Consider the following 23916-nt stretch of genomic DNA (forward strand, 5'->3'; position numbering starts at 1 on the left):
TACTAAAGCCTGTCAGGACGCGGTTACCGCTGCGGATGGACAGTCAGTCAATCAGTGGTCACCCACTGCTGAGTTGTTTGATGTGACAAAGCCTCACGGCATCTCAAAAGAATGGAGGGACGAAAAAACTGCCGCTCTTTTGAGCGGTTTTTTTTCGCCGCAATGACATCGCCACGGGTGACTGGTTGGCTGCAGTGGTGCTGCAAACCCGTGGCCGGTAAACTGGAGGGTCTGGCCGAGCTTGGCCACGCTTCTTGACTTTTTCCCTGCGCCCCATGAAAAACTACGATCTTTATGCCATTGGCAACGCCTTGGTTGACTCCGACTACGAAGTAACGGATGCCCATTTGCAGACCATGGGCGTGGCCAAGCGCCATATGACTCTGATTGACGCCGCGCGGCGTGATGAACTGCTGGGCCATGTCCGGCAATTGACATCCCGACGCAACGGCGGCGGCTCCGCCGGCAATACGGTAGTGGCTTTGTCCCAGTTGGGCGGGCGAGCCTTCTACTCCTGCCGCGTGGCAGATGATGAATTTGGCGCGTTTTACCGTGAAGATCTGATGGACAACGGCGTGGCCAGCAATCTGACGCGTGGCAACCTGGCCACCGGTGAAACCGGCATCTGCATGGTCATGGTCACGCCGGACGCCGAGCGCAGCATGAGCACCTTTTTGGGAGCTACTGCCGAATTGGACCATACGGCCTTGCATGCCGACGAGCTGGCCCAGTCCACTGTCTATTACATGGAAGGCTACTTGTCAGCGTCCCCGACCGGCCTAGACGCCGCCTTGCAGGGACGCCAGATGGCCAAAGACGCAGGCGTGCTGCTGGCCAGCACCTTGAGCGACGTCACGATGATCAACTACTGCCGTCCTGGCCTGGAGGACATGGTGGGCGATGGGTTGGACTATCTCTTTTGCAACGAAGAAGAAGCGCAGGTGTGGTGCGGCTCGCAGGATATTCAGGTCATCATGGGCCAGATCAGCCAGTTGGCGCGCACCGTGTGCCTGACGCGCAGCGCTCTGGGTTGTGTGGTGCTGGAAGGCGGCCGCCAAACGGCTGTGCCTGCCGCCAACGTCAAGGCCATTGACACCAATGGTGCCGGCGACATGTTTGCCGGTGCGTTTTTGTACGCGGTCACCCATGGCCACAGCGCAGTGGATGCCGCCTGGCTGGCCAACCAATCGGCCGGGCGTGTGGTCAGCCAATATGGCAATCGCCTGAGCGGTGACATTCTGGGTGAGATCAAAGCCAGTTTTGAACAACGGGCCAAGTAGGGTAGGGGAAAATCAGACAGCTATTGATTTGATAGCTGCCTGCGTAGACTAATAAGGGGCTGGAGCCTATTTTTGTCCTGAAGTTGGCTTCCAGCGCTTGAGCAGCAGCGCGTTGCTCATCACACTCACCGAACTCATCGCCATGGCGGCGCCAGCCACCACGGGGTTCAAAAATCCCAACGCGGCCAACGGAATACCGGCCACGTTGTAGCCAAACGCCCAAAACAGGTTCTGGCGAATTTTGGCCACAGTGCGGTCTGAAATATCCAGTGCCGCCGCCACCAGCTGGGGGTCGCCCCGCATCAGCGTGATGCCCGCCGCGTGCATTGCCACATCGGTGCCGTTGCCCATGGCCATTCCCACGTCGGCGGCGGCCAGCGCAGGCGCGTCGTTGACGCCATCCCCCACCATGGCCACGGTGTGTCCGCCTTCTTTCAGGGCGATCACTTTGGCGGCCTTGTCGCCGGGCAATACCTCGGCCATGACCTCCCCTTCTTCGGGGCGCAGGCCCAAACGGCGTGCCATGGCCTCAGCAGCACCTTGGTTGTCGCCCGAAATCATAACGGTTTTGATGCCGCGTGCGCGCAGGGCTGCGAGTGCCTCCTTGGCGCCCGGCTTGGGCTCGTCCCCAAACGCCATCAGGGCGCGCAGGGTCAGGCCCACGGTGGTGCGCTCGGCCATGGCAGACACGGTGTAGCCTTGGGCTTGCAATTCGGCGGCCTGTACGTTCATGGCGCGGGTGTCCACCTGCAGCTCTTCCATCCAGCGCAGACTGCCAATCAAATAGCTTTTCGCCCCTACTTCGCCTTCCGTGCCCCGACCGGGCACAGCACGCAGACTGTCGGGGGCGCCAAAGCGCAAGCCCTTTTCCGTGGCGCGGGCGACCACCGCTCGGGCCAGCGGGTGTTCGCTGCCGCTTTGCAAACTGGCGGCCACCGTCAAGGCTTCGTCTTCGCTCATGCCCGCTGCAGGCTGCAAGGCCGTCAACTTGGGCCGACCCACGGTGAGCGTGCCGGTCTTGTCAAACGCGACGACATCAACCTTGTGCGCCAGCTCCAGCGCCTGCGCGTCTTTGATCAGAATGCCATGCTGGGCCGCTACGCCCGTGCCGGCCATGATGGCGGCTGGCGTGGCCAAGCCCAGCGCGCAGGGGCAGGCAATCACCAGCACGGCGACGGCGATGATCACCGCCTGCTCGAACGGGTGGCCGGTGAGCCACCAGGCCAGCAGTGTGACCAGTGCTATCAACAGCACCACCGGCACAAAGACAGCACTCACCTGGTCCACCATGCGCTGAATCGGCGCTTTGGCGGCCTGCGCGTCTTCCACTAGGCGGATGATGCTCGAGAGAACGGTCTCATTGCCCACGGCGCCCACTTGCATCACCACCCGGCCATCGCCATTGATGGAGCCACCGGTGAGCTTGGCCTCTTTGTCCTTGTCCACCGGCAGCGGCTCGCCCGTCAGCATCGACTCATCGACTTGGGTACGGCCTTCAAGCAGCGTGCCGTCCACGGGGAAGCGCTCGCCGGGCTTCACCACCAGCTTGTCGCCCACCAGCACCTCACCCACAGGCACGTCCACTTCGCCGTCCAGACCCATCAAATGGGCTACATCCGGGCGCAGCGCGTGCAGGGCGCGAATGGCAGAGGTGGTCTGGCGTTTGGCGCGGGCCTCTAGCCATTTTCCCAGCAACACCAACGTGATCACCACCGCCGAGGCCTCGAAGTAAAGGTGGGGCATGGTGCCCGCCTCTGCAGTGAGCCATAACCACATCGACAAGGCCCACCCCGCCGTGGTGCCAATCGCTACCAGCAGGTCCATATTACCGGTCAGTGCCTTGGCCGCGTGCCAGCCGGCCTTGTAAAAGCGCGCACCCAGAATGAATTGCACCGGTGTGGCCAGCAAAAATTGCCACAAAGCCGGCAGCATCCAATGCTTGCCAAATAAATCTGCCACCATGGGCACCACCAGCGGCAGCGACAAGGCGATGCCTACACCGACCGGCAAAAATCCTTCCCACGCTGAGGGCTCCGCAGAATCGATGGCCGCGTCAGCCGCGCGTGGCTCGTAACCGGCGTCACGCACAGCCCGGCGCAAACGGGCTTCCTCTGGCCCGTTGGCCGCCACCAACACGCGCGCCGACTCGGTGGCCAAGTTCACTGTGGCCTCTTGCACACCGGGCAGCTTCTTCAATGCTTTTTCAACCCGTGCCACGCAGGACGCGCAGGTCATTCCGCCAATGCCAATGTCAATCGGCGGGTTCTTGGGAGTCAAGGTTTCAGTAGTCATGGGTTGACTTTAATCCTTCCCATGATGGGACGGTCAAGCGCCGTTTTCGCGTCCATGCGCAGCGGGGCGTTTTGACGTTCCGGAGCGACCGCCCGCGTCAGGGTGAGCGCAGCAGGAAGTTGCTTTTCTCGTCCGCCATTGCCAGCGCGCTGCCGTTCGCCTCGTCTTTGAGCGCCACACCTGACAGTTGTCGCTGGCGTGCCTGGGTCAGTAGGTAGTGCAATTTGAAGGCTGCCTCGTCATGGCTGAGACCTGCGAGGCGCACGTTAGAAATGCAGTTGCGGCTGGCATCGGTCAGCCCCACAGACGGCATCCACGTCAGGTACAAGCCCATGCTGTCGGGCGAACTCAGACCCGGGCGCTCACCAATCAAAACCACAACGGCCTTGGCGCCCACGGCCTGCCCAATTTCGTCGCCAATCGCCACCCGCGATTGCATCGCTATACACAGGGGCGCGACGCGCCACTGGCTCTGCTCTAGGCGTGGCTTCATGGCGCGCAAGAAGGGCGCCGCATTTTGTTCAATGGCCAATGCCGACAGCCCGTCCGCCACCACAAAAACAAGGTCGTATGGACGAGCCTTCTTCCCAGCTTGGGTCGGTTTGGGGTAAGCGCTTGCAAGAAGATCCAAGGAGGCGGCGTCCAGTTTTCGCCCCAAGTCAGGACGCTGTAGATATTGATTGCGGTCGGTGGCGGCGCTGTGCAACAACGCACAAGGTGGCGCCAGTTCGGGCCAGGCCGCCGACAACGCCTGTGTCAGGTGGGGCACATCCAGGCTGCGATGCACCGCATCCCTGGCCTTGGCGTGGGCCAGTTGAAAGGCTAGGTGCACTGACGTTGGCAGGCTGACGCCCGAGCGCCCCAGCGCAATGCGCGCGTCAGTGAACTGGCGCAGCACCGACCACGAGTTGGCCGTAACAAGGGGAATGTTTTCTTTCACGGTGGTTCAGTTCAATCGCAACAGTGCTTTTTGAAACGCTGGCGGCAAGGTGGGGTGCAACGCAAAGTCAGGACCGACTTTGCTAAATATTTGCATTCGTTCCAACCACGCTTCGAATTCAGGCGCCGGGCGCAAGCCCAGCACACGGCGGGCGTACAAGGCATCGTGAAACGAGGTAGTTTGGTAATTCAGCATGATGTCGTCCGAGCCCGGAATCCCCATCACGAAATTGCAGCCCGCAGCGCCCAATAAGGTCAGCAACACATCCATGTCGTTCTGATCGGCCTCGGCATGGTTGGTGTAACAAACATCACAGCCCATGGGCAGCCCCAGCAGCTTGGCGCAGAAATGATCTTCCAGCCCGGCCCGAATAATTTGTTTGCCGTCAAAAAGGTACTCGGGGCCAATAAAGCCCACCACGGTGTTCACCAACAGGGGTTGGTAGTGGCGGGCCACAGCGTAGGAACGTGCCTCGCAGGTTTGCTGGTCCATGCCGTGGTGTGCGTTGGCGGACAGCGCACTGCCCTGCCCGGTCTCAAAGTACATCACGTTGCTCCCCACCGTGCCCCGGTTCAGGGAGAGTGCCGCGTTGCGTGCTTCAGCCAGCAGTGCCAGGTTGACTCCAAAGCTGGTGTTGGTCGCCTCTGTTCCCCCAATCGACTGAAACACCAAATCAACCGGCGCCCCGCGATGGATGGCTTCCAAGGTATTGGTCACATGCGTCAGAACGCAGGACTGGGTTGGTATGCCGTACTGGCTGATGATGTCACCCATCATGGTGATCAGCTTCACCACCTGCGTTACGTTGTCCGTCGCGGGGTTAATGCCAATCACCGCATCGCCACTGCCATAGAGCAGCCCATCGAGCAGACTGGCGGCAATGCCCGTGGTGTCGTCTGTGGGGTGATTGGGTTGTAAGCGGGTGGACAAGCGCCCCGCCAATCCGACGGTGTTGCGAAAAGCGGTCACCACGCGGCATTTCTTGGCCACCAAAATCAAATCCTGGTTGCGCATGATCTTGCACACGGCCGCCACCATCTCCGGCGTGAGGCCGGGCGCAAGTGCGCTCAGCACGGCGCTATCGACGGCGTCGCTCAGCAGCCAATTGCGAAAATCGCCCACCGTCAGGTGGCTGACCGCTGCAAAGGCGGCACGGTCATGGCTGTCCATGATCAGGCGCGTGACTTCATCCCGCTCGTAGGGCACCAGCGCATCGGTCAAAAAAGTAGACAGTGGCACCTCGGCAAGCGCCATCTGCGCCACCGCACGCTCTTCAGCACTACACGCCGCCACGCCCGCCAGCAAGTCACCGGAGCGCGCTGGTGTGGCTTTGGCCATCAGCTCCTTGAGGTCACCAAACCTGTAGGTGGTGACGCCAATTGTGTGGGTGTAGCGATGAGAGCGCACGGTGACCTCAATTGACCTGGGCCACGGCGGCCTGGAGATCGATGGCAGCGGCGCGGTGATGGCCTGTTGTCAGGAAATAAACATAGCCCACCGCCAGGAAGCCTATGAACACACCAAAAATCAAGGGGTTGTAATAAATCATCGTGCCCATGCAAATGAAGGCTCCCATCAACGCGAAGGCCGGGAAGTAAGGGTACAAGGGGGCGCGGAAAGGGCGCACCATGTCAGGCTCATCGCGGCGCAACTTGAACAGGCTCAACATGCTCAGGATGTACATCAGAATCGCGCCGAAGACCGACATGGTGACGATGTTGGCGGTCAGTGTCTGCCCACCGATGGTGATGAATTCATCGCTGTAAATGGCCGCAATACCGATAGCACCACCGGCCAGAATCGCGCGGTGAGGTGTTTTGAAACGAGGATGCACTTTGGCAAAAAATGAGGGCAAGTAGGACTCTCGGGCCAGGGCAAAAATCTGGCGTGAATAGCCCAGAATGATGCCGTGAAACGACGCCACCAAGCCAAACAAGCCCAACCACACCAGCATGTGTAACCAACCACTATTCTCACCCACGATAAGCTTCATGGCCTGAGGCAAGGGGTCGTTGATGTTGGCTAGCTTGGTCCAGTCGCCGGCCCCGCCTGCAAACACCATCACCCCAATTGCCAAAACGACCAGCGTCAGGACGCCCGCGATGTAAGCGATGGGAATGGAGCGTTTGGGGTCTTTGGCTTCTTCTGCCGCCATGGCCACACCCTCAATGGCAAGAAAGAACCAGATGGCGAATGGAATGGCCGCAAACATGCCGGGAATGGAGGCCAAACTGAAAGAGTCTTGACCGGACCAGCCGCCCTTGGTGAAGTTCGCCATTGAAAAGCCGGGTGACACAACGCCCATGAATACCAGCAGTTCAAAAATGGCCAACACCGTGACGCACAGCTCGAAGGTGGCCGCAATTTGCACCCCCACGATGTTCAGCGTCATGAAGATGATGTAAGCACCCAAGGCCGCCATTTTAGGGTCCAGTGAGGGAAACTGCACATTCAGGTAGGCACCAATGGCCAATGAAATGGCCGGCGGCGCAAACACAAACTCCACCAGCGTGGCCGCACCGGCGAGGTAGCCGCCCGTGGGGCCAAAGGCGCGCTTACTGTACGCAAACGGGCCGCCGGCATGAGGAATGGATGTTGTCAATTCGGTGAAGCTGAAGATGAACGTGGTGTACATCGCCGCGACAAAGATCGCCGTCACGGTGAAGCCCAGGGTGCCTGCTGACGCCCAGCCATAACTCCAGCCAAAGTACTCGCCGGAGATCACCAGGCCCACGGCGATGCCCCAGAGTTGCAAGGTGCTGAGCACCGGTTTGAGCACGTGCGTGCCAGATTGCAGATTTGCGGATTGCATGGATTCCTTCAACAGGTTGAGACGGTAAGGGTCGAGTCGACCAGCGCAGGCACGGCCTTTGCTTGCCTTGAATGTAAGCAACCCCGCCATTGACCGGTATCAAATTTTGGCAATGTTTCTAGACACACCTTGTCGGTGAATAGGGCCAGGGCGGAGACTGCGCACTTTGGAGCCCCTATCGCCATGACCCATGTCCGTTCGATCCCCGCACCATCGCAGAGCACGGAGGTCGCACAACCCCATGGGCTTGGTGCATGGCCACACATTCGCACCGCTTTGGCCGAGGATGCCGATGACCACGCCGGCCATCTGACCAACTGGCAACAGCGTTACGACCAGACCACCTCCGGCCCATTTCATGGCTTGTTAGAAGAGTTGCAATTGCCCCAAATGCAGGTGTTTCGGGAAAGCACCAGTCAGGGGATGCGCCAGTCATGCTGCGTCTGGCCTGACGCCGTGTGGTTCGGTTTTCCGGTGTCGGAACAACTCACCCGCCTCAATGGCCGTGTGATGACACAAGACCATGTGTTAGTGCGCCCCGGCGCGTGCGAGTTTGAGCTGCTAACCCCGGCCGACTACGCCATCTATGGCATCGTGGTGCGCCAGAGTGCCTTGCAAACGGCGGCAGACCAAATGGGCTGCAAACTGGACTTGAAGGGCCTGACCCGATCAGAAATGGTGCAGGCGAACAGCGCATCCCGCGATGCCTGTCGGCAAACCCTGAACACCTTGCTCAACCCTGATCGCATTGGGCAGGGACATGACGCGGCACAGCAGGCCGTGTTTGACACTTTGTTGCCCTTGCTGGACACCAGCGAAGTCGATAGAGCCGTTAGCAGCAGCTTTATACGGCGCCAACGCATTGTTGCCAAGGCGCGCAATTACGTGCTAGAGCACCATGACCGCGTGATTGCCGTGCCTGAGTTGTGCCAACAACTGTTTGTGAGTCGGCGTACTTTGCAATACTGCTTTGAGGATGTGCTGGGCATTAACCCGGTGCAGTACCTGCGCATCATCCGGCTCAATGGTGCCCGTCGCTCTCTGCGAGACACCACCTCGCCGCCCCGCACGGTGCGAGACGTGGCCGCCGACTGGGGCTTCTGGCACTTCAGCCAGTTTTCCTGTGACTATCGAAAGCTCTTTGGGCAGCGGCCTTCTGAGACCCTGAAGCAGGGTATGCATTAGACCGGGGCCCACGGCACGAGGCAAAATCAGCGCTTGACCTTGCTACGATGGGAAGGTTAAAACTACGGGTTGTCGTTGTTTTGTCCATCCAAGGAGTTATCCCATGAAGCAAACCTTTACCGTCACCGGAATGACTTGCGGCCATTGCGAAAAAGCAGTCACCCGCGCCGTCAAGCAAGCCGACCCGCAAGCTGAAGTCACCATTGACCGCGCCGCCAATCAGGTGGAAGTCCAATCCGAGCAGCCGCGCGAGGCGCTGGCCGCCGCCATTGCCGAAGAAGGCTACGCCGTCGCGGCATGAAAACCGCCTCCACAGACCTGGGCAGACTGGCCTGGCCGGTGGTGATCGGGGTGGCGGCGCGCCTGTCCAATGTGTCCGCCAAGATGGTGCGGCATTACGAGTCGCTGGGCTTGCTGCCTGGCGTGGCGCGCACCGACAGCGGCTACCGCCAGTACACCGAGGCCGACGTGCGCACCCTGCAGTTCATCCGGCGCGGGCGTGACTTGGGTTTTTCGATGGCGGAAATTGCCGAGCTGGTAGACCTGTGGCACAACCGCAAGCGGGCGAGCGCCAGTGTCAAACGCATTGCGCAAAAGCATGTCGATGAACTGAGCCAGCGCATTGAAGCCATGCAGGCCATGCAGCGCACACTGGGCGCGTTGCTGACCCATTGTCACGGGGATGACCGCCCGGACAGCCCCATTCTGGACGACTTGGCTGGTCACGCGTTTTGACGACTCGAGATAATCGCTATCGAATAAATAGCGGCTTTCGGATACCAATAGGGCGCTAGAGCCAGTTTTCTTAAAAATTCAAGGACCGATTTCCGCGCCGCCCCGCCCCGACCTGCCCCAGGCTCAAGCTAGCGCCACGTCTTGCAGCGGAACGCCGCACAGTCCCGCCAGCACTTCCACCACTAGGTTGTGGTCGTCGCGCTGCGGCGCGCCGGAGATGGTGACCGTGCCGACACAACCGCCCACGCCATTTACCCGAATCGGAAAACAGCCGCCGTGATCGGCATGGTCACGTGTCGCCAGTCCCAGCGTGGCTTCCAGTGTCTGGTCTTTGAGCAGATTGGCGCGGCCCACTGCATACGAGCTGCGCTGCATCAGGTTCACAGTGTTGCGCTTGCGCCGGGCCCAGTCTGCATTTAGAGGTGTGGTGCCGTCCATGGCGTGAAAAAACACGGCTTCGCCGCCCAGCCAAATATCGATCGTCAAAGACAGGTTGCGAGCCTCGGCCTGCGTTTTGAGCAGGCAGCCCAGTTGCCAGGCGGTGGCCTTGTCGAACCGGGAAAAGCGCAGCCGCTCTTCCTGCAAAGCCAGGCGTTCAATGTCGTGTTCCAGCGTCATGGGGTCCTCAGAAGGGGTTGTTCAGCGAAGGCACCATCATCGCTTACGCCAGCCTGTGTCTCACTGATGCCCGTCGGCCTTGGCAGAGAGTCAGGCCAGGGCGGCCTTCACACGCATCAAGCGTTCGCGCACCTCTTGGGCGACCTGGGCCACCTCCGGGTTGCTTGTCATTTGCATCACCGCCACCGGGTCCATGAAGCCCACCATGAGAGCGCCGTCCTCCTCTTGACGCACAGTCACGTTGCAGGGCAAGAGCAAACCAATGTCCGGCTCAGCGGTCAATGCGCGGTGGGCGAGCTGCGGGTTGCAAGCCCCCAGAATCCGGTAAGGACGCACGTCAATGTCCAGCTTGGCTTTCATCGTGGCCTGAATATCAATCTCGGTGAGCACGCCAAAGCCTTCAACCTTGAGCGCCTCGGTCACGCGCGACACCGCTTTGGAAAAAACGGTGTCGGGTAGGGTGGCGCTGAAGCTGTAGCCAGGCGCAGTCGGGGATGTCGAGTTCATGAGATGCTCCTTGGGCAAGTGGCGCTAAAAGGCGCTAGTGGTCCAATTTAGCGCCCAGCCAGTATGACGGGTTGACTTAAGTCAATCACCGGGCACATACCCTAAAGAAAGCGTGCCGCTATCAAACATATAGCGTGTTACGCATATTAAATAAGGGCTAGAGGACAATTCCTTGTAAACTTTGTCCATGGCGCCATTCAACTCAATGCCCCTTCATGCCCCAAACCCCTGACACACTGACCTCGCTGTACCCGGCCCTCGCGCTAGTGCAACCGTCGCTGTCTGATTTGGGTGCGGCCGTGGCGCCCATGCAAGTGCCGGCAGGCACCGAGTTGTTTGGCGAGAACACGCCTTGTCAGGGCTTTCCGCTGGTGCTGGCGGGCGAGATCAAGGTGTCTCGCAGCTCGGGCGACGGGCGCTCGCTGGAGCTGTACCGGGTGGGCCCCGGCGAACTGTGTCTGGTGTCTTCGGCCTGCCTGTTCAGAACCCAGCCCCTGTCAGCCCATGGTGTGACCACCAAGGCCAGCACCCTGATCGTGATTCCGTCCGCGGCATTCAACCGCTGGCTGGACGAACCCGCTTTTCGCAACGAGGTGCTGGGCCTGTTTGCAGAACGCATGGCCGACCTGACCAGCCTGATCGACGCCGTGGCGTTTCACAAGTTGGACCGCCGGCTGGCCGCAGCCCTGCTGGGCCATGGTCACCATTTGGCGGTGACCCACCAGACGCTGGCCGACGAGTTGGGCACGGTGCGTGAGATCGTCACTCGCCTGCTGCGCCGCTTCGAGCGCGAGGGATGGGTGGCGCTGGGGCGGGAGCAGATTGAGATCACGAACGGCGCGGCACTGCGCGCGCTGGCTGCCACGCTGATCAACTGACGGGCCTGCCGGCGCGGGCCTTGGGTGACTTTGGTCACAGACTTATCGCGCACAAACGCGTTCAATAGATCCATCAACAAACCTTAAGGAGTGAATCATGAAACTGAACGTTGGCGGCGCTGACCGCGTGATACGAATCGTGCTGGGCTTGGCTTTGATTGGCTTGACCCTGACAGGCAACATTGGTGTTTGGGGCTGGATTGGCATCGTGCCACTGGCTACGGGTGCTATCGGCTGGTGCCCGCCCTATGCCATGCTGGGTTTCAACACTTGTTCCATGAAAAACAAGACTTGAATTAACTTGCCGGGGCTGTTTGCCCCGTCCTTGACCTTGCCCCTGGAATCCGTATCCCATAACCGAGATCATGAGTTGGCTTGCTTGGGCTGATTAGCAAGCCAGTTTTGCTCGAACCGCACCGGGCTGACGTAGGCCAGTGTCGAATGCAGTCGAGTCCGGTTATACCAAAGCATCCAAGCAATCGTTTCATCCTTTGCCTCCCGCTGAGTCTTGAACTTCTGTCCGTATAACCGTTCCACCTTCAATGATCCAAACAGCGTCTCGCTGCAGGCGTTGTCCCAACAGTTGCCGCGCCGGCTCATTGAACTGGTGATGTCGTACTCCTTGAGCACTTCCCGGAAGTCCTTGCTGGCGTACTGACTGCCGCGGTCGCTATGGAACATCAGGCCAGCCTGCTTGCCCGGATGCCGCTTGAACCATGCCATGCGCAGCGCATCAATGACGATGTCCCGCGTCATTTCCTCTCGTAACGACCAGCCCACTACTTGGCGGCTGAACAGGTCAATCACCACGGCCAGAAACAACCAGCCTTCGTCCGTGGCGATGTACGTGATGTCACCCACCCAGACCTTGTCGGGTGCTGCCACATCGAACTCCCGGTTGAGCAGGTTGGGTGAGATCGCTAGATCGTGATTGCTATCGGTGGTGACCTTGAAGCGCCGCTTTCCCTTGGCACGGATGCCGTGCAACTGCATGAGCTTTTGCACGCGCTCTTTGCCCACACGGATGCCACGGGCAAGCAGCTCCTTCCAGGTGCGTGGCCAGCCGTAGCCGCCTCGCGTCTCGGCATGGATGGCCTTGATGTGCACCAGCAAGGCGTCATCGCTCAGGTGGCGGAGCTGGGCCGGACTGGCCAGTCGCACAAAGTGTTCGTGGTACCCGGCGATGCTCACCCCCAGTACGCGGCACTGTACCGAGATCGGCCATGTGCTGCGGTGGCGCTGGATGAAGGCGTACTTCAAATCGATCCCTTTGCGAAGTACGCCGTCGCTTTTCCCAGAATGTCACGCTCCATCTTCACACGCGCCAGCTCGGCCCGCAACCGGCTGATCTCCATCTGCTCGGCGCTGACCAATACCTTGCTGTCAGCTCCCTTGAGCTGGCCCTGGCGCTGCGCCTTGACCCAATTGAACAACGTCTGGTCGACCACTCCCAGCGTGCGTGCCGCGGCTGCAATGCTCTGGCCACCTTCGACCAGTCGAACTGCTTCTTGCTTGAATTCGAGCGTGTAGCGCGCTCTTGCTGTCTTCGTCATTTCCGTTCTCCTTGCGTGAATTTAAACACTCAGCAAGAGATACGTTTTTCGAGGGCAAGGTCACCTAGCCCGGTGTTCCGGGCCGACATAAGAGATCCTGACTTTCCCTTGCGGCTTTGGCTGCAAGGGTTTTTTATGGGCGTTTTATACTCGTACGTGGTGAGACTCTCACCGCTTGCTCTGTGGCCACCAGCGATCCTGATGCCCAGAGCCTGCTTCATCCACTGACCTTTAACCCAAATAAAGTGGAATGACGCTCCCCCGTGCCACCCGTGCGGTTGCGTGTCCTCTGCGCGGAGAACTTTGATGACCAGCTTCATCTTCAATGAATTGAATTTTGACGACCACGAGCAAGTGGTGTTCGTCTCGGAACCCAAATCGGGTCTCAAAGGCATCATTGCCGTTCACAACACCAACCTCGGTCCGGCCATGGGCGGTTGCCGCATGTGGAACTACGCCAGCGAAGCGTTGGCCGTGAACGACGTGCTGCGCCTGTCGCGCGGCATGACTTACAAAAACGCGGTAGCTGGCCTGCCGATTGGCGGTGGAAAAAGCGTCATCATTGGCAACCCGAAAACTGACAAAACGCCGGCTTTATTCGAGGCCCTGGGCGAAGCCCTGGAGCGTCTGGGCGGGCGCTACATCACGGCCGAAGACGTGGGCACCAGCCCGCAAGACATGGCGCACGTGGCCACCCAAACCGGCTATGTGGCCGGCCTGGGCAGCAGCGGCGACCCCTCGCCCTACACCGCACTGGGCTGCTTTGTGGGCGCCCAGGCGGCCGTCAAACACCATTTCAAACGCGACAGCATGGACGGCTTGACCGTGGCCTTGCAGGGCCTGGGCCATGTCGGCTTTGATTACGCACGTCGCCTGCACGCAGCGGGCGCCAAGCTCGTGGTGGCGGACATTGACGCGGTCGCGTTGGAGCGTGCCCGTGCCGAGTTGGGTGCCGAGGTCGTGGGTGTGGACGCGATTTACGATGTCGATGCCGACATTTATGCGCCCTGCGCGCTGGGTGCCACGCTGAACCCCAACACCTTGTCCCGCCTGCGCGCCAAAATTGTGGCGGGCGGTGCCAACAACCAGTTGGCCACCGATGACATAGGTGACTTGCTGCGTCAAAAAGGGGTGTTGTATGCGCCTGACTTTGTGCTCAACGCGGGCGGCATCATCAAGGTTTGCTACGAGTACCTGAAGAAGCCCGAGACGGACGTGGAAGCCCATGTGCGCGAAATCAGCGATACCTTGGCTGAAATTTTTCCCCGCGCCGACAAAGAAGGCCGCTCGACCGCCGTAGTGGCGGACGAGTTGGCCAGGTCTCGCTTTCAACGGTAAGTTTTGAGCCCGCCGCGCTGGCGGGCGCTGGGATTAGCCCAGTTTCGCCAGCAAGGCGTGTGCCACTGGCTCGGACGACGCCGGGTTTTGGCCGGTGATCAGCAAGCCGTCCACTTCCACATGCGGGTGCCAGTCAGCGGCCTTTGAGTACACGCCTCCGTTTTGCGTCAGCATGTCTTCCACCAGGAAAGGCACCACGGCGGTGAGACCGGCGGCTTCCTCTTCGGTGTTGGTGAAACCGGTGACCTTTTTGCCATTGACAACCGACTTGCCGTCGGCGCCTTTGGGGTGACGCAGCACCGCTGGGGCGTGACATACCGCAGCCACCGGCTTGCCGGCCTTCAACATGGTTTCAATCAGGGCGATGGAGGTGGCGTCTTCGGCCAAATCCCACAAGGGGCCGTGGCCGCCGGGGTAAAACACGGCATCAAAGTCAGCCGCCGACACGTCGTTCAGTTTCAGCGTGCTGGCCAACAAGGCTTGCGCAGGGGCGTCGGCCTTAAAGCGAATGGTGGCTTCGGTTTGGGAAGCCGGGTCATCGCTCTTGGGGTCGATGGGGGGCTGGCCACCCAGTGGTGAGGCCAGCGTCAAGGCCACGCCGGCGTCTTTGAGTGCGTAGTAGGGCGCAGCAAACTCTTCCAGCCAGAAGCCGGTCTTGGCACCAGTGGTGCCCAGTTGGTCGTGGGAGGTCAAAACGATCAGTACTTTTTTCATGTGAATTCCTGGTGAGTGGTAAGGGGTTAGGGGTTAAAAAAGGGTCAGTCTTTGGCAACGCGAACAATCAGTTTGCCGAAGTTTTTACCTTCCAGCAGGCCCATGAAGGCTTGCGGTGCGTTCTCCAGACCGTCGACGATGTCTTCGCGGAACTTGATCTTGCCCGTAGCAAGCCATTGGCCCATGTCCTTGGCAAACTCGGGGTAGCGGTGACCGTAGTCATCAAAAATGATGAAGCCTTGCATGCGGATGCGCTTGGTCAGCAGGGTGCGCATCAGCACGGGCGTGCGGTCAGGGCCCGAAGGAAGTTCGGTGGCGTTGTAATGGGCAATCAGTCCACACACCGGCACCCGGGCACCGGTGTTGAGCAAGGGCAGCACGGCGTCAAACACCTTGCCACCGACATTCTCAAAATACACGTCAATGCCTTTCGGGCAAGCCGCTGCCAATTGCGCCGCCAGGTCGTCGCTGTGGTGGTCAATGCAGGCATCAAAACCCAGGTCTTCGACAGCAGAGCGGCACTTCTCTGCACCGCCGGCAATGCCGACGACGCGGCAGCCCTTGAGCTTGGCGATCTGGCCGACCACGGAGCCGACGGCACCGGTTGCAGCGGCCACCACCACGGTGTCACCTGCTTTGGGTGCGCCAATATCGAGCAAGCCCATGTAGGCGGTGAAGCCGGGCATACCCATCACGCCCAGGGCGTAAGACGCCGGGCCCATTTTGGGGTCGAGCTTGGTCAGGCCGGTGCCGTCGGACACGGCAAAGTCTTGCCAGCCGGTGTAGGCCAGCACCCAGTCGCCCTCAGCGAATTTCTCGTTCTGGCTGCTTTCTACTTTGCACACGGTGGCGCCGACCATGGGTGCGCCAATGGCCACCGAGGCGGCGTAGCTGGCGGCATCGCTCATGCGTCCCCGCATGTAGGGGTCCAGAGACAGGTACACAGTGCGCAGCAGCACTTCGCCAGGGCCGGCGACGGGGACAGCCGTGTCGGCCAGTTTGAAGTTGGCCGCTGTGGGGGCGCCAACCGGGCGGGAAGCCAGTTGAATCTGGCGGTTTTCGGTGGTGGATTGGGTCATGGTGAGACGTCCTGAAATGAGGTTGAAGGGGAAGCCGATTTAGAGCGCGGCTTCAAGAATGCGGCGACTGATGGCCGGTGTGAGGTCGCGGTGTTCGCTGAGCTGGGTCATGCCGTGCTCTTCCAGTTGGCTGATTACGGTGTCAATGTCTTTGGCGCCCAGGCCGTAGTCCTTCAGGCGGGTGGGTATGCCCATTTGCTCAAAGAAGGCACGGGTTTTCTCAATGGCGGCCGTGACACGCTCCTCCTCCGTGCCCGTGGTGATGCCCCACACCCGTTCGCCGTATTGCAACAGCTTCTCGCGCTTTTGCACACGACGCTCTTGCAGCAGTGACGGCAGTACGATGGCCAGCGTGCGGGCGTGGTCGATGTTGTGCAGCGCGGTCAGCTCGTGGCCAATCATGTGGGTGGCCCAGTCCTGTGGCACGCCGGCACCAATCAGGCCGTTCAGGGCCAGGGTGGCGGTCCACATCAGGTTGGCGCGGTCTTCATACACCGGCTCCGGGGCGCTCAAGAGGCGCGGGCCGATGTCGATCAGGGTTTGCAGCAGGCTCTCGGCAAAGCGGTCTTGCACCAGGGCGTTGGACGGGTAGGTGAGGTATTGCTCGATGGTGTGCACAAAGGCATCCACCACGCCGTTGGCTATTTGCGGCAAGGGCAGTGTGTAGGTCTTGGTGGGGTCGAGCACCGAGAACAAGGGAAAGACCTTGGGGCTGCGAAACGGCCGCTTGGCACCAATGTCGCGGCGGGTGATGACGGCGGCATTGTTCATCTCGGAGCCGGTGGCGGGCAAGGTCAACACCGTGCCAAACGGCAGAGCCTGGGTGATCTTGCCACCCCAGCTCATCAAAATATCCCAAGGATCGCCCTCAAACAGTGCGGCAGCAGCTATAAATTTAGTAGCGTCAATGACCGAGCCTCCGCCCACAGCCAGAAGAAAGTCAAAGCCACCGTCGCGTACTTGCTGAACGGCCAGCATGGCGTTGTCAAAGCTAGGGTTGGGCTCAATACCGCTGAATGTTGCGTGTTGGCGCGCACCCAGCGCTTGGCGTACTTCGCCCAGGGTGCCTGTCTTTTCGGCACTGGCACCACCGACCAGAATCAGCACCTTCGCGTTGGCGGGTACCAGTTTGGCGATATCGGCGATGCGATCCTTGCCAAACACGATGTGGGTGGGGTTGTGGAAATCAAAGTTCAACATGGCAGTCCTTAGGGTTGAGGTGACGGAGAAACGAAAAGGTTAAAAATAGACCGGTCAACTAGAGGTGCAATGGTTTCAAAACCAAAGCCTGCATGGCTTACGCGTCCGGTCCCAGCAAAGCGTCGGTGCTGCGCAAGGCATGGTCAAACGGGCTGCTGTCGCGGCGCAGTTTGGCCAGCAAACTGGCACCCAGCCACAGCTCATACAGCGTCAACGCGGTGTCATCGGCCGCCAGCGTGGAGGGCACAGACCCATCGGTGCGGGCTTCTTCCAAGCACTGGGCAATGCGTTGCACCACGCGGTCGGTGCCGTCTCGCAGGGTCAGTCGCATGGCTTCAGAAATGTCCGCCACCTCGGCGCTGAGCTTGACGATCAGGCACTTGGGGCTGGCATTGATGGCGCTGCCGTCAGCGGCAATGCCGCACTGCTGGACGTTCCAGTACGACCAGTAGCGCATCAAGCGCGCGCGGGCCGGTGTGCCGTCATCGCTGAGCAAACTGTCCAGACGTGCCAAATAACCGTCCATGTAGCGATTGAGCAATTCCTCACCAAACCGCTCCTTGGAGCTGAAGTAGTGATAGAACGAGCCTTTGGGCACGTTGGCAGTGCTCAGAATCTCGGACAGGCCCACACCCACAAACCCTTTGGTCGCGATCAGACGCTCTCCGCAGTCAAGAATGTGGTGTTTGGCGCTGAGTTGTTCGGTGACCATGGTTTGCATTATGGCTGAAATAGACCGGTCGTCTAATGACTTATCCTTAAAACCCCGACTGGGTCAGGGTTTTAAGGACTCCTCAGAGGAGGTCCGAGTTTTACAGGGGGGCGACCTGTCCCAGCGCCACTTCGCCGCCCAGGGCTTCGAATAGGTCGGGAATCATTTTGCTCAGCTCACCGGTGGCAATCGCCACGTCGGCGTCGAACCCGTCGTCTTTGCCGGTCTTGTTGCCTTCAAACACCACATCCAGAAACGAGATCTTCTTGATCTGCATACCTTCGGTCAGCATGAAAGAGACGCGGTCGTCCCAGGACATCGCCAGGCGCGTGGGGAGTTTGCCTGCTTCTACGTACTGTTTGACTTCTTCCGTGTCCAAGGGGTGGCGGGCATAACGCACCACGGCTTTGGTCTCGTCGGCGGCCTTGAGCTCGCATTCTTGATCCACTGTGAAGCCAGGGGGTGGTTCCTGCGAGATCAGCCACTCCGACATGGCGGCGGTGGGAGACACATTGGTGTTGATCAGCGTCACGGCAAAGCCTGCCAGCGCCTTGACCAGCAGGGTCACGGCTTCGTCCGCGCGGGCCTGGCTACCGGCGCCCAGCACCAGCAGGCGGGCTTCGGGGTCAATCCAGACCAGCATCGAGGACTCTTTGGTAAAAGCCAGTGGCATCAATTCCAGCTTGATGTCTTCCTTGATGTCACGCAGCTCTTTTTTACCCGGCTTGCGCCCGGTGGTGGTTTCAATCTGGGCGGCCCGCTCTTTGGCCTTTTTGGTAATGACGGTGCCGGGCAGGGAGCGGGTTTCCACCATCAACCTCAAAATGACCTGTCCTCCGACGGACTCAGCCAGTGGGCCATGGGCCTCACCGCGTGGCTCAGTCCAGCCAATGGCCTTTTCCTGGGAGGCACCGCAGGGGACGAAGCGCTCAGCGTCCAGGCTGGCCTCGATTTGCGCCACGGTGGCGGACCAATCTGGCCCGATTCGATACACGATCACATTCTTGAACATGGAACCCTTCTATTCATTGCTGCTACTTCAGAGCGTGCAATCATCCCATCAAATGCGGGTATCAAAAAATTGACGCAACTTTACATAGCCTTCATCGCATGTCATTCCCCCGATACACAGGCCACGCACACTTGTCCCCAAGCTGATGCCAGTTCGGAGCGTCAGTCCTAACGGAAGGAAATGAATATGAAATCGATGTTTAAGCCTGTTTTGGTCGCAGCTTTGTTGGCAACGGCTGGGTTCTCTGCATTCTCAGGCGGCAGCCACGGTCCCGATGAGGGCGGCATGATGGGTCAGGGCATGCACCAAAGTGAAGGCCGCATGGGCCACATGAACCCTGAAAAAATGCAGGCCGGCATGGCCAAGCACCAAGCAGAGTTGAAGACGGCCCTGAAGATCACGGCGGCTCAAGAGTCCGACTGGACCAAGTTCACCACTACGATGGCGCCGCCTGCCGACAGCATGATTAAGCGCCCCAGCCGCGAAGACATGGCCAAATTGACCACGCCCGAGCGCATTGACAAGATGAAGACCATGCGCACGGAGCAACACGCAGTGATGAGCGCCGCCATGGATCAGCGCGCTGACGCCACCAAGGCTTTTTACGCCACGCTGTCGCCTGAGCAGAAGAAGGTGTTTGACGAAAAAGCCATGCGCCAAGACCATGGCCGAGGCGATCAAAAGGGTCACCGTGATGGCAAGGGCGGCATGATGCACCCCAAGAAAGAGGCCTCTTAAACTTGGGCCTGGGGGGCACGCCCCCTAAAGCCAACCCTCTATGAGCCGGGCCTTGCGAACAGCGAGGTTCGGCTTATTTTTTGGTGGCCAATAAGGGAGTCAACTCACCGCTATTGATCAATTTGACCAGGTCGCTGGCACCGCCAACCAGGGACCCGTTCACAAATACCATGGGAAACGTGGGCCAGCCGGTCCACATTTTCAGCGCATTGCGCCGACGCCAGGTGTTGAAATAGTTGCCGTATTCCATGTAGTGGTAGGCCACACCGGCGGCGTCCAGCGCTTTGCGCGCTGATTTGGGCGCGGGGTTCATGCCCATGCCCACCACCACGACCGCGTGGGTGACTACGGCAGCTTTAACCTCGCTCACAATCGATTGCTCGTGGCCGGCCACCTTTTCCCGAATGGCCGGGTGAATCTGGTTTTCATCGAGAACAGGGCGTGACATGACTGGGACCTCAGCATGGAAAGCTGGCATTATGCTTGGCGACTCTGGGCCGGGTTGGTTTTGCCCGACCGGTGCTTGATGTGCGTCAAGCGCCCACCGGCCGCTCCGCTTTAAACTGGAATCATCCATGCCCGCTTCCCCGTCTCCGGTCTCCCCGCACCCGACTCCCGCATCGAGAGAGCTGCGCGTGCACACGATCACGCTGGCTCAGCCCCTGGACTGGTTGCTGCGGGCCTGGCGCGACATTGCCCGCTGCGGATGGGTGAGTTTTGCGCACGGGTTGGTACTGGCGCTGGGGGGCTTGGTTATTGTGGCGTTAGCTCATGACCGTTTTTGGCTACTCGCCGGTGCTTTTTCAGGGTTTCTGGTGGTGGCGCCCATTTTGGCCACCAGTCTGTATGCGCTGAGTCGTGCCATTGAGCGGGGCGAACAAGTGGGCTTTCATGTGGTCCTGAAAACATGGTTGAGCTGGCAGAACGGCCATTTCAGCAAGTGGGGCAACGACTATTGGTGTCTGGTGCAGTTTGGTGCCCTGCTGGGGCTGGCTGGTACGGGCTGGATGCTGACATCGGCGGCGTTGATCACGTTGTTGACGCCTGTGCACATTGGTACGCCCATGGAGTTTGTCCAGCACATCATCTTGGCGCGCAACGGCTTCTTGTTTGAATTGTGGCTGGCCGTGGGCGGCCTGCTGGCCGCCCCCATTTTTGCGTCGACTGCGGTTGCGATTCCGCTGCTGCTGGATCGTCGGGTGACCTTGCTTCAAGCGGTGCTGACAAGCTGGCGCGTTGTACTCGCCAACCCCTTGCCGATGGCACTGTGGGCGGCCCTCATCATGGGCTTCACCTTGCTGGGTTTGGGCTCGGCCATGTTGGGGCTGATCGCCGTGGTTCCCATGCTGGGTCATGCCAGTTGGCACGCCTACCGTGATTTGGTTGATGTGTCAGGCGTGCCTGAGCGCGATGAACCCGGTCGGGAGAATGGCTGATGTGGGGGTTCAGTGAGGAACAGATTGCCGCGTTTGGCCTGTCCTTTGGCATTGGTGCTTTCATTGTTTATATACTGTTCATCATCGGACAGCTGGCCTGGGAGTCCAAGGCCGGCAAGTTCGGCACTTTTGTCATCTTTCTGGGGCTGGCCTTTGGCATGGTCGGTTTCTTGGCCAAATACCTGATTCAGTGGGCCATGGACATCAAGTAAGAGGCAGGGTGATGCGCGTCGTGCCGTCGTCGTGTCGCTCCTGGGTGATTTCTTTAAACCCCAGCGCGTTGGCCAGCTTCAGCATTCGGTCGTTTTGGTCGAGGACATGGGCGACCAAGCGAGAGGTGCCCTGACTCCGCAGGTAGGCAATCAGCTTGCGCATCAAGAGCAGGCCCAGTCCCCCGCCTTTCAGCTCGGAGCGCACGATGACGCCAAATTCGGCCTCTTCGTTGTCCGGGTCCGACAGGGCGCGCACCACTCCCAGCGTTTGTCGGTTGCCATTTTCGTCAGTGGCCACCGCCACAAATGCCATCTCCCGGGCGTAGTCAATCTGCACCAGCCGGGCCAGCTCACTGCGCTCCATCGTGCGTTTGCTGTAAAAAACCCGCATTCGAATGTCTTCGGGGCTCAGCGCCTGTAAAAACTCCATATGCAATGCTTCATCCTCGGGGCAAATCGGCCGCAAGCACACTTGACGCCCCTGCCAGTCCAGCTGCTCCTCTAGGTTGGCCGGGTAAGGGCGAATGGCGAAATTCTCAGCCCCTGCGGGGGCCTGGGCACTCAGGCGAATGCGGGCATCCAACGCCACCGCGCCTTCAAAATTGACAATGAGAGGGTTGATATCCAACTCGGCGATTTCGGGAATTTCCGCGATCAATTGAGACAGGGCAACCAGAACCTGGTGCACGCTGGCCTCGTCCACTGCCGGGGTGTCGCGCCACCCGGCCAAAAGTCGGGACACCCGGGTTCGGGCGACGAGGGCCTTGGCCAGTGACACATTCAAAGGGGGCAATGCCACCGCCCGATCTGCCATGACTTCAACTGCGGTTCCTCCTTGGCCAAACAGAATCACGGGTCCGAATGCCCGGTCAATGGTGCTGCCCACAATCAACTCCTGGGCGTGTTCGCGCCGAACCATGGCTTGCACGGTGAAGCCCTGAATCCTCGCCGTGGGCAATTGCTGGGCAACGCGGGCCAGCATGGTGTTGGCGGCGGTCCGAACAGCGGCTTCGTCCAGCAGGTTTAAGGCCACCCCACCCACATCCGATTTATGAGAAATGTCGTCAGACAGAATTTTCAGCACAACCGGGAAACCCATGGCCAGCGCGGCGGCGCTGGCGGCATCCGCGTTCGCGTCAACCCGTTGAGTGGGGACCACTTGTATGCCGCTGGCGGCCAGCACGGTTTTGGCTTCAAGCTCGGTCAACATGTCGCGCCCGTTGTCTAGTGCGGATTTCACCACTGCACGCACTTGGGCCCAGTCTGGGGGTGGGCCCTGGCCGATCAAGGCCGGAGGCGCCTCGGTCAGTTCCGCTTGGTTGCGCCGGTAGCGCGTCAGCATGGAAAAAGCCCGGACGGCCTTCTCGGGCGTGTCAAAGTTGGCCACGCCCGCGTCTTGAAACAACTGGCGAGCCTCTGCCACCGCCTCGTCACCCAGCCAGCAACTCATCACCCGGGGTTGCTCCCCCGGTCCTGGTTGTGCCAGTGGCGCCAGGGCGTGCGCGATGTCGGCACTGGGGACAATGGCGGTGGGTGCGTGAATGAACAAAATGGCGCCCGCGTTGGGGTCGGCAAGGAGGATTTTCATTGCATCAACGTAGCGCGACACGGGCGCGTCCCCAATGATGTCTACCGGGTTGGCGTGAGACCAATTGGCTGGCAGCACCTCGCTTAACTTCCTTTGAGTGGCCTCGCTCAATACCGAGAGGTTGACGTTGGCGAAGGCAGCGGCGTCCGCCGCCATGACACCCGCACCGCCACCGTTGGTCAAGACGGTGATGCTCTCGCTGGTATTAGTGCGAAACCGCGACAGGGTTTGCGCCGCCAGAAACAGTTCGTCCAGGGTGTTGACCCGCAGCATGCCGGCCCGGTCAATGGCCGCGTCGATGACCATGTCCGAGCCTGCCAGCGCGCCCGTGTGGGACGCCGCTGCCAACTGCCCCTGAGCCGAGCGTCCTGCCTTGACCAGGATGACTGGTTTGTTGCGCGCTGCGGCTCTGGCCGCCGACATGAACTTGCGGGGCGAATCCAGCGACTCGGCGTACAGAAGAATGGCCCGGGTCTTGGCATCACTGGCCAAATAGTCCAGCATGTCGCCAAAGTCGACGTCGGCATGCTCGCCCAGGGACACAAAGTGAGAAAAGCCAATGCCCCGTCCTTTGGCCCAATCCAGCATGGCGGTGACCAGCGCGCCAGATTGCGACACAAACGCGAGCTCACCCGGCAAAGCATCGACGTGCGAAAAGCTCGCATTGACGCCATGGTGCGGCACCAGCAGGCCAATGCAATTGGGGCCGAGAATGCGAAAAAGATGAGGCTTGGCGGCCTTCAGCATGGCCTTCTTTTGTGAGGCGTCCATGCCCGCCGTCAGCACCACAGCGGCCCTGGTTCCCAAGGCGGCGAGTTCCTCGATCAAGCCCGGCACTGTGGCCGCAGGCGTGCAGATGACGGCCAGCGCCGGCGCTTCGGGCAGGTCAGCGGCCCGAGCCCACACCGGAGCGTCGCCCAGGTTGCTGTGTTTGGGATTGACGGCATACAGTTTGCCCTTGAACTGGCCTGAACTCAGGTTGCGCCAAACCGTGGCCCCCACGCTGCCGATGCGTTGGGAGGCCCCGAAAACGGCCACCGATGCGGGGTCAAACAGGGCGTCAAGATTGCGTATGCTCATGGTTCTC

At 60.2% G+C, this 23916-nt stretch carries 24 protein-coding genes; 10 read left to right on the forward strand and 14 right to left on the reverse strand.

Translation table 11 applies throughout. The features are described 5' to 3' along the window. The first annotated feature begins 275 nt into the window (after positions 1-275). The gene (locus tag J8G15_RS14820) at positions 276-1280 is read left to right on the forward strand and encodes an adenosine kinase (RefSeq protein WP_210542999.1); all 1005 of its coding nucleotides are present in this window, start codon (positions 276-278) and stop codon (positions 1278-1280) included. A 66-nt stretch (positions 1281-1346) separates the two neighbouring features. On the opposite strand, the gene J8G15_RS14825 is transcribed toward J8G15_RS14820, so the two are convergent. The 4 genes from J8G15_RS14825 to eat all read right to left on the reverse strand — a co-directional run bounded on the left by J8G15_RS14825 (position 1347) and on the right by eat (position 7324). Continuing rightward, positions 1347-3572, reverse strand: coding sequence for a cation-translocating P-type ATPase (locus J8G15_RS14825; RefSeq protein WP_210543000.1), 2226 nt, complete (start codon positions 3570-3572; stop codon positions 1347-1349). 97 nt (positions 3573-3669) lie between these two features. After that, complete coding sequence (gene eutC, locus J8G15_RS14830; protein WP_210543001.1) at positions 3670-4512, reverse strand: ethanolamine ammonia-lyase subunit EutC; 843 nt, start codon at positions 4510-4512, stop codon at positions 3670-3672. A gap of 6 nt (positions 4513-4518) precedes the next feature. Further along, complete coding sequence (locus J8G15_RS14835; RefSeq protein WP_370627548.1) at positions 4519-5850, reverse strand: ethanolamine ammonia-lyase subunit EutB; 1332 nt, start codon at positions 5848-5850, stop codon at positions 4519-4521. Between the two features lie 76 nt (positions 5851-5926). Continuing rightward, entirely contained in the window at positions 5927-7324 is a 1398-nt protein-coding gene (gene eat / locus J8G15_RS14840; RefSeq protein ID WP_210543004.1) for an ethanolamine permease, read from the reverse strand. Between the two features lie 183 nt (positions 7325-7507). On the opposite strand from eat, the gene J8G15_RS14845 reads away from it, so the two are divergent. From J8G15_RS14845 to cueR, 3 genes are all read left to right on the forward strand, one after another. After that, positions 7508-8509, forward strand: a complete 1002-nt coding sequence (locus J8G15_RS14845; protein WP_210543007.1) for a helix-turn-helix domain-containing protein — start codon at positions 7508-7510, stop codon at positions 8507-8509. A gap of 103 nt (positions 8510-8612) precedes the next feature. After that, positions 8613-8810, forward strand: coding sequence for a heavy-metal-associated domain-containing protein (locus J8G15_RS14850; RefSeq protein ID WP_210543009.1), 198 nt, complete (start codon positions 8613-8615; stop codon positions 8808-8810). Beyond that, positions 8807-9244, forward strand: coding sequence for a Cu(I)-responsive transcriptional regulator (cueR, locus tag J8G15_RS14855; protein ID WP_304621845.1), 438 nt, complete (start codon positions 8807-8809; stop codon positions 9242-9244). Before J8G15_RS14850 ends, cueR begins: the two co-directional genes overlap by 4 nt. Positions 9245-9367: 123 nt before the next feature. Here the strand turns inward: cueR and J8G15_RS14860 are convergent, their stop codons facing one another. Both J8G15_RS14860 and J8G15_RS14865 read right to left on the reverse strand, forming a co-directional pair. Then, entirely contained in the window at positions 9368-9862 is a 495-nt protein-coding gene (locus tag J8G15_RS14860) for a heme-degrading domain-containing protein (RefSeq protein ID WP_210543011.1), read from the reverse strand. Positions 9863-9952: 90 nt separating this feature from the next. Beyond that, entirely contained in the window at positions 9953-10369 is a 417-nt protein-coding gene (locus J8G15_RS14865) for a DUF302 domain-containing protein (RefSeq protein ID WP_210543013.1), read from the reverse strand. 215 nt (positions 10370-10584) lie between these two features. Here J8G15_RS14865 and J8G15_RS14870 point away from each other — a divergent pair, with 215 nt between their 5' ends. Both J8G15_RS14870 and J8G15_RS14875 read left to right on the forward strand, forming a co-directional pair. Next, the gene (locus tag J8G15_RS14870) at positions 10585-11247 is read left to right on the forward strand and encodes a Crp/Fnr family transcriptional regulator (RefSeq protein WP_210543015.1); all 663 of its coding nucleotides are present in this window, start codon (positions 10585-10587) and stop codon (positions 11245-11247) included. Between the two features lie 97 nt (positions 11248-11344). Continuing rightward, the gene (locus J8G15_RS14875) at positions 11345-11542 is read left to right on the forward strand and encodes a DUF2892 domain-containing protein (RefSeq protein ID WP_210543017.1); all 198 of its coding nucleotides are present in this window, start codon (positions 11345-11347) and stop codon (positions 11540-11542) included. Positions 11543-11610: 68 nt separating this feature from the next. On the opposite strand, the gene J8G15_RS14880 is transcribed toward J8G15_RS14875, so the two are convergent. Next, a protein-coding gene (locus J8G15_RS14880; protein ID WP_210542005.1) for an IS3 family transposase occupies positions 11611-12800 on the reverse strand; the annotation gives its coding sequence in 2 pieces (ribosomal slippage) (positions 11611-12542 and positions 12542-12800; 1191 coding nt in all). A gap of 306 nt (positions 12801-13106) precedes the next feature. Here J8G15_RS14880 and J8G15_RS14885 point away from each other — a divergent pair. After that, the gene (locus tag J8G15_RS14885) at positions 13107-14138 is read left to right on the forward strand and encodes a Glu/Leu/Phe/Val dehydrogenase (protein WP_210543018.1); all 1032 of its coding nucleotides are present in this window, start codon (positions 13107-13109) and stop codon (positions 14136-14138) included. A gap of 33 nt (positions 14139-14171) precedes the next feature. Here J8G15_RS14885 and J8G15_RS14890 read toward each other — a convergent pair whose 3' ends face one another. From J8G15_RS14890 to J8G15_RS14910, 5 genes are all read right to left on the reverse strand, one after another. After that, positions 14172-14852, reverse strand: coding sequence for a type 1 glutamine amidotransferase domain-containing protein (locus J8G15_RS14890; RefSeq protein WP_210543020.1), 681 nt, complete (start codon positions 14850-14852; stop codon positions 14172-14174). Positions 14853-14896: 44 nt separating this feature from the next. Beyond that, positions 14897-15931, reverse strand: coding sequence for an NADP-dependent oxidoreductase (locus tag J8G15_RS14895; protein WP_210543022.1), 1035 nt, complete (start codon positions 15929-15931; stop codon positions 14897-14899). A gap of 39 nt (positions 15932-15970) precedes the next feature. Further along, complete coding sequence (locus J8G15_RS14900; protein ID WP_210543024.1) at positions 15971-17131, reverse strand: iron-containing alcohol dehydrogenase; 1161 nt, start codon at positions 17129-17131, stop codon at positions 15971-15973. Between the two features lie 97 nt (positions 17132-17228). Continuing rightward, on the reverse strand, positions 17229-17843 hold the full coding sequence (locus tag J8G15_RS14905; RefSeq protein WP_210547606.1) for a TetR/AcrR family transcriptional regulator: 615 nt from the start codon (positions 17841-17843) through the stop codon (positions 17229-17231). 100 nt (positions 17844-17943) lie between these two features. Then, positions 17944-18855, reverse strand: coding sequence for a recombination-associated protein RdgC (locus J8G15_RS14910; protein ID WP_210543026.1), 912 nt, complete (start codon positions 18853-18855; stop codon positions 17944-17946). Positions 18856-19041: 186 nt separating this feature from the next. Here J8G15_RS14910 and J8G15_RS14915 point away from each other — a divergent pair, with 186 nt between their 5' ends. Then, entirely contained in the window at positions 19042-19593 is a 552-nt protein-coding gene (locus tag J8G15_RS14915) for a Spy/CpxP family protein refolding chaperone (RefSeq protein ID WP_240538313.1), read from the forward strand. Positions 19594-19666: 73 nt separating this feature from the next. Here the strand turns inward: J8G15_RS14915 and J8G15_RS14920 are convergent, their stop codons facing one another. Next, positions 19667-20041, reverse strand: coding sequence for a glutaredoxin domain-containing protein (locus J8G15_RS14920; protein ID WP_210543028.1), 375 nt, complete (start codon positions 20039-20041; stop codon positions 19667-19669). A gap of 127 nt (positions 20042-20168) precedes the next feature. On the opposite strand from J8G15_RS14920, the gene J8G15_RS14925 reads away from it, so the two are divergent. Further along, on the forward strand, positions 20169-21029 hold the full coding sequence (locus tag J8G15_RS14925; protein WP_210543029.1) for a DUF2189 domain-containing protein: 861 nt from the start codon (positions 20169-20171) through the stop codon (positions 21027-21029). Further along, positions 21029-21241, forward strand: coding sequence for a DUF2788 domain-containing protein (locus J8G15_RS14930; protein ID WP_210543030.1), 213 nt, complete (start codon positions 21029-21031; stop codon positions 21239-21241). Before J8G15_RS14925 ends, J8G15_RS14930 begins: the two co-directional genes overlap by 1 nt. Here J8G15_RS14930 and J8G15_RS14935 read toward each other — a convergent pair. After that, on the reverse strand, positions 21234-23909 hold the full coding sequence (locus tag J8G15_RS14935) for a bifunctional acetate--CoA ligase family protein/GNAT family N-acetyltransferase (protein ID WP_210543031.1): 2676 nt from the start codon (positions 23907-23909) through the stop codon (positions 21234-21236). The two genes, J8G15_RS14930 and J8G15_RS14935, sit on opposite strands and share 8 nt — an antisense overlap. Between the last annotated feature and the right edge of the window lie 7 nt (positions 23910-23916).

It is taken from the genome of Rhodoferax sp. PAMC 29310, from assembly GCF_017948265.1.
In the GTDB taxonomy this organism is placed as follows: domain Bacteria; phylum Pseudomonadota; class Gammaproteobacteria; order Burkholderiales; family Burkholderiaceae_C; genus Rhodoferax.